Source organism: Kitasatospora sp. NPDC007106 (assembly GCF_040634455.1).
Lineage (GTDB): Bacteria > Actinomycetota > Actinomycetes > Streptomycetales > Streptomycetaceae > Kitasatospora > Kitasatospora arboriphila.
Genome location: NZ_JBEYFP010000173.1, coordinates 1 through 10,497 on the forward strand (window position 1 = coordinate 1; position 10,497 = coordinate 10,497).

Sequence of the window (10,497 nt, forward strand, 5' to 3'; positions counted from 1 at the left end):
GACGGGCTCGACCGGGGCCGCGCCGTCGACCCCCGTGAGCGCGTCGCCGTCCCCGTCCCCCGGCTCGCCGAAGCCCGCCGACTGGGCGGGGCTGGCCCAGGACCTGGACGGGCAGCTGATCCGCCCCGGCGACGCGCGCTACGCCGCGGCCGGCCGGCTGTTCCAGCCGCAGTACGACACGCTCCGGCCCCAGGGCGTCGCCTACCCGGGCCACGCCGAGGACGTGGCCGCCTGCCTGGCCTTCGCACGCCGGTACGGGCTGCCGGTGGCCGCGCGCAGCGGCGGGCACAGCTACGCCGGCTGGTCCTCCGGGAGCGGGCTGGTGATCGACGTGAGCCGGCTGGCCGGGGTGTCGGGGGACGCGGCCGGGGCACGGGTCGGCGCCGGGGCACGGCTCATCGACGTGTACACCGGGCTGGCCGCCGCCGGGGTCACGGTGCCCGCCGGGAGCTGCCCGACGGTCGGGGTCGCGGGCCTCACGCTCGGCGGCGGGATCGGCGTCACGGGCCGGGCCTACGGACTGACCTGCGACAGCCTCACCGCGGCGGAGGTGGTGACGGCCGACGGCCGGATCCGGACGGCCGACGCCTCGTCCGAGCCCGATCTCTTCTGGGCGCTGCGCGGCGGGGGCGGCGGCAACTTCGGGATCGTCACCTCGTTCTCCTTCCGCACGCACCCCGCCGCGGACTGCTCGTACGCCTTCCTGAGCTGGCCGTGGTCCAAGGCGGTGGCCGTCATCGCCGCCTGGCAGGCCTGGGCGCCCACCGCGCCGGACGCACTCTGGGCGGACCTGCACCTGCTGGTGTGGGCGGACGGCCGGACCCAACTGGGCAGCACCGTCACCTACCTCGGCCCGAAGGGCGAACTCGCCGACCTGATCGACCGGTTGACGGTCGCCCCGACTGCGCCGAAGCTGCACGCGGCGTCCTACCTGGCGACCATGCAGGCGATGGGCGGAGTCTCCGGGTACTCGCAGGCCGCCTCGCACCTGCCGGGCAGCCTGCCCGGCCAGGACCCGGCCGGGCGGGTGCCCCGGGAGTCGTACGGCGCCAAGTCCGACGTCTTCACCCGGCCGATCGACGACGCCGGCGCCCGGGCCCTGGTCGCCGCGGTCGAACGCTACCCGCGCACCGGCCCGCAGGGCGGCAGCGCCGGGGTGGCGTTCGACGCCCTGGGCGGCGCGATCAACCGGGTGGGTGCGGGCGACACCGCCTTCGTCCACCGCGACGGCCTCTTCACCGCGCAGTACACCGCCGACTTCCCGCCGGGGGCGACCGGCGGCACCGACGCCGACCGTTCCTGGAGCTGGCTGGACGGCGTGTGGACGGCGATGCGTCCCTACGCGAGCGGGCAGGCCTACCAGAACTACGTCGACCCCCGCCTGGACGGCTGGGAGCAGGCCTACTACGGGGCGAACGCGGCCCGGCTGCGGAGCGTCAAGCGCACGTACGACCCGACCGGACTGTTCCGGTTCCCGCAGGCCGTGCCGCTCGGCGGCTGACGCGGCCCACGGGCGGGAGACGGCTCGGGGCCGGCCCGAGCGGCTCGTCAGCGTGCGTCCGCCCCCGCGAACCCGCCCGTCAGACCGGCACGGGCCAGCACCCGGACGAGGGCCGGCCGGTCCAGCGGATCGTCGCGGCGGTTGGTCGCGCCCAGCCGCTCCAGCAGCCCGTGCGGCGCCAGCCGGTACGCCTCCGCGTCGGCCAGCAGGCTGTCCGCGCTCGGCCCGTCGACCGTGCCGTCCAGACGGTTCGCCAGTTCGCCCAGCACCTCGCCGCGGTCGATGAAGTCGCCCATGCCGCAGTCCAGGCCGTCGTCGCCGAGGTCGTCCGGGTACGGTGCCCGCGTCCAGGCACCGTTCTCGTACCAGTAGACGCAGCCGATCTCGCACCCTTCGAGGCGGTCCCGCAGTTCCTCGTACGGCAGCCAGTCCGGGCCGCCCGCCAGCACGTCGATCGCCGGCTCGTACCACTTGACGTCGCTCGCCTCGTCCTCGCCGTACAGCACGAACCGGCCGTCGCCCTGCGCGGACATGACCCACCAGGTGCAGCCGCAGTCGTCCCAGTGGAGGCCCTCGTCGTCGAGCCACCGGCCCGTCCGGTGGCGCGGCGGGCGCTCCTCGTGCTCGGTGGTCGCCTCGAGGGCGGCGAGCAGCGCCCAGCGCGCCCACAGCTCCTCCGCCGGCGGAAGGTCCTCCGGCAGTCCCGGCCGGTGAACGGTCATGCGAGCCCCCGTGTGTGCGATCCGATGATGATCACCGCAACGATACGGCCCGCGGCCGACACGACCGTCCCGGGAACCGCACACCCCCGGGTCGCCCGCGGGGCCCGCCCCCGGGCGGTTGCGCCGACCGTGTGCCGGCCGGAGATTGGAACGGCCGCACGAGTGGCGGCGAGCAGGGGCGGGCCCGTTCCCAGAGGAGGTTGTGATGGCGGTTCTCGTCCACGGCCGGATGCCGGGCGTCACGGCGGAACAGTACGACGCACTGAACGCGGCGCTGCACGCGCTGCCCGGGAACCCGTTCGAGGGGTGCCTGTCGCACGCCGCGTTCGTCCGCGACCAGGCGCTGGAGGTGTACGACGTCTGGGAGAGCCGGGAGGCGATGGAGAAGTTCGCCGCGGTGGTGATGCCGCTCCTGGAGAAGGCCGGCATCCCGGTCACCGGCGCGCCGCAGGACGTCGTCGAACTGCACAACGCCTGGACCCCCGGCTCCTGACCGCGAAGGCCGGTCCGGACAGTACGGAGAACGTGCGGCCCCGCCCCGCGGCCGGTGGGGGAGGCCTGTTGCCCCCCTCAGCCGTCGCGACCCGCACCGCGATCCGGCGCGCTCATGTCGCCCGTCGCGGGCGTGCCGTCGGCGAGCCCGTAGCGCAGGTACACCGTGCCCCTCGGACCGGCTGTCGGAGGCTGGAGGAGCGTGAGGTTCGTCGGCACCGCGCCCCCGTCGAACACCTTCTTCCCGACGCCCAGCACGATGGGATGCACCCACAGGTCGAGACGGTCGAAGAGCTTCTCGCGCAGGAGGGTCTGCACCAGGTTCAGGCTCCCCACGACCTTCACGTGCTCGTGCCGGTCGCGGACCTCGCGCACCGCGCCGGCCAGATCCGGCCCGAGCCGGGTGGACCCGGCCCACGAGAGATCGGGATTGCCACGGGAGGCCACGTACTTCGGGACGCGGTTGAACAGCGTGGCGATCCCGTCGTCCGCGCCGCCCTCCTGATGCGGCCAGTACGCGGCGAAGATGTCGTACGTCCGCCGGCCGAGCAGGAGGGCGTCCGTGCCCTCGTACGCGGCACCGACCTGCGCCCCGGCGACCTCGTCCATCAACGGCGCCTGCCAGCCGCCGAACGGGAAGCCCACCGGATCCTCGTCGGGCCCGCCGGGCGCCTGCCCGACGAGGTCGAGGGTCGCGAACAGTTCGATGTGGATGAGGCCCATGCCCACTCCCGAAGAGGGTTCGTCCCAGCCGGACGGCCGGACCCGGGGAACCGGCGCACTCCTCGCCGCGACGGCACCCAGGTGTCACTGATTACCACGCTGCGCCGCGGTCGGCGCCCCGGCGACGCCCGGCAGCAGCCCCGGCGCGCGTCGAGAACGCCGGCCCGGGAGCGTTCACACGGCAGCGGGCGGGTCCGTCGGGAAGACCAGCACGCGGCAGGAGGCGAGCACCGCACCGGCCTGGGCGTAGTCGGTGCTCAGAGCTGCCGGGTTCTCGGTGAGGACCACTCCGGCCCTCGTTCTTCTCCCGCTCGACGCGCTGCACACAGGGCCGGGAGTCCGGTGGGGCTGGTGATGCCCGGTCCCGGGTCGCTCGAGCATCACGATCCGCGCTGCGCCGCGGCGCGGCCGGTGCCGGTCGTCGGGTCGCGGTGGGGGTGCGGTGCGTAATGTGGGTGCCGTGAACGAGCGGCATGAATGGCGCGTCGCGGTGGATCCGGGCCTGGTCGTCCAGCGGACCTGCGGGCATCTGGACGGGCTTCGAGAGGTGTCCGCGGGGACGACCCCCGGCTGCGAGGACTGCCTGCGGGCCGGCCGTACCTGGGTCCACCTGCGGGCCTGCCTGAGCTGTGGGCACGTCGGGTGCTGCGACAGCTCGCCCGGGCAGCACGCCCACCAGCACGCCCGTGCCCACGGCGGACACCACGTCGCCCGCTCGCTCGAACCCGGCGAGGACTGGGCCTGGTGCTACACCGACGAGGTCTTCCTGCGCCCCGCCTGACCGGGGCCGCCGGCAGGGACCGCAGGCAGGGACCGCCGGCAGGTGCGACACCGCCACCGCCACCGCCGACCCGGCCGGGGCCGCCACGCAGCGCGGCCGCCCGCCCGGGGACCGCACCGCCCGATGATCCGCAGGAAACGACCGGACCCGGCCCCGCGTCAGCCGCCGGCCCGGTAGCGGCCCGGGGTCGTGCCGACGAGGTCGGTGAACGCCGCGATGAAGCCACTGGGGTTGGCCCAGCCGCAGGCGTGGGCGGTGTACGTGGCGTCGTGGCCCTCGGCGAGCAGGACGAGCGCGTGGTGCACCCGCACCAGCGTGCGCCACTCGTAGAAGGTCATGCCGAGTTCGTCGCGCAGCAGCCTGCTGAGGGTACGGGCGCTGGCCCCGACCTGCCGGCCGAGCCCGGCCAGTGTGGTGGTGTCGTCCGGCGTCCGGGTCAGGATCTGCTCGATCGCCCGCAGCCGGTCGTCGCGCGGGTGCGGCAGGTGCAGCGGCTGCTCGTCGGCCTCACGCAGCTCCTCGACCAGCACCCGCAGCAGGCGTCCACGTGCGGCGCGGCCGTACCCGGGCACCGCCCCACCGCCGTCGCCCCCGTCGACACCGGCGCCCGCTCCGTCTTCGTCGTCGTGGCCGCCGCCGCGCGGGCCGGTCAGGGCGAGCAGGACCTCCCGCGCCAGCCCGGAGACGCGGAACACCGCCGGACGCCCGGGCAGCAGCCGGGCCAGGGACGGCGACAGGAAGACGATCCGCATGTCCGTCTCCCCGTGGGCGCGGTGCCGGTGCGTGGACCCGGCCGGCGTCCACGCGACGCGGTTGGCCGGAACGATCGACGTCCCGCTCTCGGTGTGCAGCACCAGGACACCACGGGCCGCGTACACCAGGTGCCCGCGGGCGTGCGCCTGCGCTCCGCTGCCGCCGCCCGAGGGCCACAGGTGACGACCGCCGGAGGGCCACGTCAGTGACGTGGCGCCGGCGTCCGGGCGGGCTTGGCGGCGAACGGGCATCGGACGGCATCGTATCGATGGCACGCCACGACGCGCGCGGACGAGACTTCCCGTCATGAGCGGTGGCCCCCGGTGCCACCGCCGAGCAGAGAGGGGAAGCCCCCATGGCGACGTTCGTTCTCGTACCCGGCGGCTGGCACGGCTCCTGGGCGTTCGAGGCGGTGGTCCCGCTGCTGGAACGGGCCGGCCACACCGTCCACCCCCTGACCCTGACCGGCCTGCACCCCCACGACGACCCCGCCACGATCGCCACCGCCAACCTCGACACCCACACCGACGACGTACTGCGCCAGCTGGAACGCGCCCACCTCGACGACGTGACGCTGGTCGGCCACAGCTACGGCGGCATGGTGATCACCGCCGCCGCCGACCGCGCCGGCGGCCGGGTCTCCCGGCTGGTGTACCTGGACGCCTGCGTGCCGCGCGACGGCGACTCCTGCTGGTCCCTCATGAACGAGGGCTACCGGCAGTCGTTCGTCGCCGGCGCCGCCACCACCGGCTACGCCGTCCAACCCCCGTGGCGGCCGGACGGCGACCCCCGCCGCCGCCCCCACCCGCTCGCCGCCCTCCTGCAGACGGTCCGCCTCACCGGCGCTCACGCCGACGTCCCCCGCCGCGAATTCGTCTACTGCTCGGGATGGGAGGACCGCACACCGTTCGCCGGCCAGCGCGCCCGGCTGCTCACCGACCCGGCATGGATCGTCCACGACCTGCCGACCGCCCACAACGCGATGCGCGAGGCCCCGCGGGCGGTCGCCGCCCTCCTGCTCGACGGAGCGGACGGACCCGGCGAGGACGCTGCAGTGGTCGGCACGTCGCCCGACAAGGAGAGCCGGGAGGACGACGCCCGCCAGGAAGCCGAGGCCCGTGCCGACTCGTCCTCTGACGTATGGCGCGCTGACGAGGTCACCTCGGGTTCGGCCGCCGGAGAAGCGGCGTCCAAGGGCCGTCCCGTTATGCAGGTGAGCTGCGATGAGCGACGAGGTACCGTCCCGGCGTGGAGCCCTTGCACCCTGTATGCCGTGCCCACGGGGCCGTGATCCGGCCCGTCACTGCTCCGGCGGCCGTACCCAGGAAGCGAACCGCTGGCCTGGAGCCGCGTCGTCACGCCAGTACCGCAGGACGTTCTCCTGCACGATGTCCAGGCGGTCCGCGGCGACGAGGCAGGAGACCGGGTCCGGCCCGCCGGCGTCCGCTTCGAAGGCGACGAGCACGGGCGGTCGTTCACCGAGCAGGCCGGTGACCGTCGCCAGTTCCTCGGACGTGGGAGCGCGGAAGACGGGATCCTGGAACGTCGCCGGGCAGCTGACGTAGAGCGGGTCGCCGAAGACCAGCTCCAGACCGTGGTGGTAGGTGAGGTCGTAGTCCGCGGCGAGCCGGAACTGCCCCGGGTCCCAGGCGACGACGTCCCAGTCCCACCAGGATCCCTCGGGGAGTTCAACCCCGGCATGCCCTTGGTCAGCGTCCACGTTCCGGCCCCCGATCTGCTCGAACGGGACGACAGGCTGCACAGCGGCCCGCGGCCCGGCGGCCGCCGGACCAGCCGAAGGGCGTGCTCGCGGTCACGCCTCCACGGGTACGGCGACCTCGCCGGTGCGGCGGAGCTTCTGCCAGCGCAGGCGGCCACCGGTCACCGCGGTGATCGCGGACTGCAGCAGGACGATGTACATCAGCTGCCGGTAGACCAGCTGCTGGGTCGGCAGGCTGATCAGGTGCCAGGGCTTCTCGCGGTCGAGCCGGAAGGCGTACCAGGACAGCACGGCCTGGATCATCAGGAAGCCGCCGAAGCTGGTGAGGGTCAGCCGGGCGTCCGCGAAGAACACGCCGTACAGCAGGAAGATGTCGACGAGCGGTGCCAGCAGCGGGGCGACCACGCCGAACATCACGACGAGCGGCAGTCCGAGGCGGCCGAAGCGTCCGGCCGGCCCGCCGGCGATGACGGCGCGGCGGTGCTTCCACATCGCCTGCATCGAGCCGTAGCTCCAGCGGTACCGCTGGGACCAGAGCTGCTGGATGCTGGCGGGGGCCTCGGTCCAGGCGCGGGCGCGCTCGGCGTAGACGACCCGCCAGCCTTCGCAGAGCACCGCCATGGTGATGTCGGTGTCCTCGGCGAGGGTGTCGTCGCTCATCCCGCCGACCGCCTGCAGGGCCTCCTTGCGGAAGGCGCCGACCGCGCCGGGGATGGTCGGGATGATGCCGAGCATGTCGTACATCCGGCGGTCCAGGTTGTGGCCGAGGACGTACTCGATGTGCTGCCAGGCGCCGATCAGGGTGTCGCGGTTGCCGACCTTGGCGTTGCCGGAGACGGCGCCGATGCCCGGGTCGGCGAAGGGCTGGACCAGTTCGCGGACGGTGGACGGCTCGAAGACGGTGTCGCCGTCCATCATCACGACGATGTCGTACGAGGCGGCCGCGATGCCGGTGTTGAGCGCGCTGGACTTGCCGCCGTTGACCTTGCGGATGAGCCGGACGAACGGCAGGTCCATCTCCTCGACGATGTCCGCGGTGCCGTCCGAGGAACCGTCGTCGATGACGATGACCTCGATCGGGTAGTCACTGGCGGCCAGCGAGTTGAGGGTGTTGGCGATGCACTCGCGCTCGTTGTAGGCCGGGACGAGCACGGTGACCGGTTCGGTGACGGGATCGCCCCAGAGGTCCAGCCGCTTGCTGCGGCGGGCGTGGATCGGAGCGAGGACCAGCATCAGCGCGAACCGGCCGAAGTTCAGGAAGCCGACCACGGCCAGCATCGCGATCAGCACCGGCAGGGTCTTCACTCCGAGCTGGGTGGCCCAGATGTAGCCCTTGCCCGCCCACAGCTGGAAGCCGTGCACCGGCGTGGTGGCGCTGGAGGCGCCGAGCGCTTCGGTGATGGTGGCGAAGCGGTAGCCGTCGGCCTGCAGCTTGTCGATGAGCACGCCGAGCGCCTCGACGGTCTGGGAGCGGTCGCCACCGGCGTCGTGCAGCAGGATCAGCTCGCCCGCACCGGGCTTGGCCGGCACCGCCTCCTTGACGATCGCGTCCACGCCCGGACGCTTCCAGTCGTCGGTGTCGTGGTCGATGAAGGCGGTGACGTAGCCCTGGGCACCCAGGTACTTGATGACCGGGTAGCTCCAGTCGTCCAGTGCGGCCGAGTTGGAGGAGTACGGCGGGCGGAACAGCGAGCTGTGCACGCCCGCGACGCCGGCCAGTGCCAGCTGGGTCTGGGCCATCTCCCAGCTGATCCGGGCGTGCGACTGGAACGCCAGGTCGGGGTGGGTGAAGCTGTGCAGGCCGATCTCGTGGCCGCCCGCCACGATCTTCCGGATCAGGTCCGGGTTACGGGCGGTCATGGCGCCGGTCACGAAGAAGTCCGCGCGGACGTGGCGGGACTCCAGGATCTCCAGGATCTTCGGCGTCCACTCCGCCGAGGGGCCGTCGTCGAAGCTGAGCACCACGGTGCGGTCCGGGATGCGGTAGCTCACCGGGTCGTCGTTGCGGTCGCCGCGCGCGTCGATGACCGGTCCGCCCTTGAGCAGGTTGGTCGGCACGGTCGTCTGGTCGGCCGAGTCGGCGACCCGGGCGTCGTGGAACACCTCGTTGGTGGCCAGGCCGCGCAGGACGATGAGCAGGAGCAGGCACGCCAGCAGGGACAGCGGCATGAAGAAGCGCAACGGCGGCGCGGCCAGTCGGCGCGGCCTCCGCAGGGACTGCCGGCGGCGCTGGTGGCGGGACATTGGCGCTCCTGGAGATGGGTGGTGCGGCGGTTCAGGGGTGCTCGGGCTACAGGCCCGAGCGGGAGGGTGTCCCGGGCGGCGACGTCGGCGGCCGGCCGAAGCCCCGCAGCAGCCGGCCGCGCGGACCGGACCGGCCGGCGAACACCGGTGCGGGAGCGGCCTCTTCGAAGCTTGACTCGCGCACGTCAGGCTGTGGCGGGTGTGCCGATCTGCGTTCGACGAACGAGATGGCTGGGCGCACCGTGCGACGCCTTTCCGTGCAGGGTACGTAGACCGCGGGAGCGTAGTAGCGAACGTTAGTGCACCGGACGGAATCGAATTGAGTTCGATGGGTGGATTTGGCCTGATCTGGCGGGGGGTTGTAATCGGATCGAGATACCGGTCGGTGCATACCGGAACGTGGGCGTGCACGCACCCTTCCCGACCTCGGACTCTCTCCCTCCGGTTCCTGCCGGGCGCGCGCCGGAGGGGTGTTCGCGTCCCGTTAGGATGACCCCTCATCCGATCAGTGCGCACGTGCGACCGGCACGCCCCAAGGAGCCCGCGTGAGTCAGCCCCGCCGCACCCCTCGCCACCGCGCGTGGAGCGTGCTCGCCCTCCCGACCCTGCTGTGCGTGCTCACCGCCTGTTCGAGCGGTCCGGCGTCCGGTGGCGGCGACGGTGGCGGCGACGGCACGACGGCGAAGGGCGGGTCGGTGACCAGCGCCTCGCCGACCCCGACCGGCCCGCCGGGAACCCTGTTCGACAACTTCCACTACACCGGTCCCACCGACCCCGCGCTCACCGCCCACGGCTGGGAGATCCGCACCGGCGAGGGCGGCCCCGGGATCAAGGACACCTGGTCCGACGCCGGCGCGAGCTTCCCCGACGACGCCACCGCCCAGGGCAAGCGGACCCTCCAGCTGCAGGCGTCCACCGACGGCACCCAGAAGGGCACCAAGCAGGCCGAGATCCAGAGCACCGGCGCCAAGCTCTTCAACGGCACCTACGCCGCCCGGGTCTACCTCAGCGACAAGCCGGCCGGTGGCAAGAACGGCGACCACGTCGTCCAGTCCTACTTCCCGATCTCCCCCCAGGACGACTCGGCGAACTACAGCGAGCTCGACTACGAGTACATGACGAACGGCGGCTGGGGCACGCCCGGTCCGCAGCTCGACACCACCAGCTGGTTCAAGGCCGACCCGCCGGACCGGGTCACCAAGCCCCACAAGCAGCGTCTCGGCGGCTGGCACATCATGATGGTCACCTCCGTGGGCGGGAAGGCCACCTACTCCATGGACGGCAAGGAGCTGTTCACCAGCTCCGGCAAGTACGTCCCGCGCGAGAAGATGGACGTCCACTTCAGCAACTGGTTCATCGACCTGCTGCCGTCCCTCGGCGGACAGCGCACCTGGAACCTGAAGATCAACTGGTTCTACTACAAGGACGCCGAGGCCGTCTCCTACGCCGACGTCCAGAAGACCGTGGACGGCTTCTACAGCGCCGGCACCGACTTCGTGGACACCCTGCCGAAGTCCTGACCCAGGCCCCACGGCGAAGGGCGGGCCGGGGGCCGGCCCGC

Annotated in this window: 10 protein-coding genes; 5 read left to right on the forward strand and 5 right to left on the reverse strand. The window is 73.0% G+C overall.

The features are described from left to right. The coding region (locus ABZ641_RS16375) for an FAD-binding oxidoreductase (RefSeq protein WP_359982457.1) at positions 1-1,501 on the forward strand (1,501 nt) is incomplete at its 5' end. 47 nt (positions 1,502-1,548) lie between these two features. On the opposite strand, the gene ABZ641_RS16380 is transcribed toward ABZ641_RS16375, so the two are convergent. Further along, the gene (locus ABZ641_RS16380; RefSeq protein WP_359982460.1) at positions 1,549-2,223 is read right to left on the reverse strand and encodes a hypothetical protein; all 675 of its coding nucleotides are present in this window, start codon (positions 2,221-2,223) and stop codon (positions 1,549-1,551) included. Positions 2,224-2,428: 205 nt separating this feature from the next. On the opposite strand from ABZ641_RS16380, the gene ABZ641_RS16385 reads away from it, so the two are divergent. Then, positions 2,429-2,716, forward strand: coding sequence for a hypothetical protein (locus ABZ641_RS16385; protein WP_344624914.1), 288 nt, complete (start codon positions 2,429-2,431; stop codon positions 2,714-2,716). 77 nt (positions 2,717-2,793) lie between these two features. On the opposite strand, the gene ABZ641_RS16390 is transcribed toward ABZ641_RS16385, so the two are convergent. Continuing rightward, positions 2,794-3,438, reverse strand: coding sequence for a dihydrofolate reductase family protein (locus ABZ641_RS16390; protein WP_344624915.1), 645 nt, complete (start codon positions 3,436-3,438; stop codon positions 2,794-2,796). A 529-nt stretch (positions 3,439-3,967) separates the two neighbouring features. On the opposite strand from ABZ641_RS16390, the gene ABZ641_RS16395 reads away from it, so the two are divergent. After that, the gene (locus ABZ641_RS16395) at positions 3,968-4,219 is read left to right on the forward strand and encodes a UBP-type zinc finger domain-containing protein (RefSeq protein WP_359982471.1); all 252 of its coding nucleotides are present in this window, start codon (positions 3,968-3,970) and stop codon (positions 4,217-4,219) included. Between the two features lie 158 nt (positions 4,220-4,377). Here the strand turns inward: ABZ641_RS16395 and ABZ641_RS16400 are convergent, their stop codons facing one another. After that, positions 4,378-5,223: a helix-turn-helix transcriptional regulator gene (locus tag ABZ641_RS16400; protein ID WP_359982464.1), complete on the reverse strand. Its 846-nt coding sequence runs from the start codon at positions 5,221-5,223 to the stop codon at positions 4,378-4,380. Between the two features lie 104 nt (positions 5,224-5,327). On the opposite strand from ABZ641_RS16400, the gene ABZ641_RS16405 reads away from it, so the two are divergent. Then, complete coding sequence (locus ABZ641_RS16405; protein ID WP_359982467.1) at positions 5,328-6,263, forward strand: alpha/beta fold hydrolase; 936 nt, start codon at positions 5,328-5,330, stop codon at positions 6,261-6,263. A gap of 9 nt (positions 6,264-6,272) precedes the next feature. Here the strand turns inward: ABZ641_RS16405 and ABZ641_RS16410 are convergent, their stop codons facing one another. Together ABZ641_RS16410 and ABZ641_RS16415 are read right to left on the reverse strand one after the other, a co-directional pair. Beyond that, on the reverse strand, positions 6,273-6,692 hold the full coding sequence (locus ABZ641_RS16410) for a hypothetical protein (RefSeq protein WP_359982469.1): 420 nt from the start codon (positions 6,690-6,692) through the stop codon (positions 6,273-6,275). Between the two features lie 93 nt (positions 6,693-6,785). Then, complete coding sequence (locus tag ABZ641_RS16415; protein ID WP_344624920.1) at positions 6,786-8,936, reverse strand: glycosyltransferase; 2,151 nt, start codon at positions 8,934-8,936, stop codon at positions 6,786-6,788. A 545-nt stretch (positions 8,937-9,481) separates the two neighbouring features. Between ABZ641_RS16415 and ABZ641_RS16420 the strand changes: the two genes are divergently transcribed. Then, on the forward strand, positions 9,482-10,456 hold the full coding sequence (locus tag ABZ641_RS16420; RefSeq protein WP_344624921.1) for a glycoside hydrolase family 16 protein: 975 nt from the start codon (positions 9,482-9,484) through the stop codon (positions 10,454-10,456). Positions 10,457-10,497 lie beyond the last annotated feature (41 nt).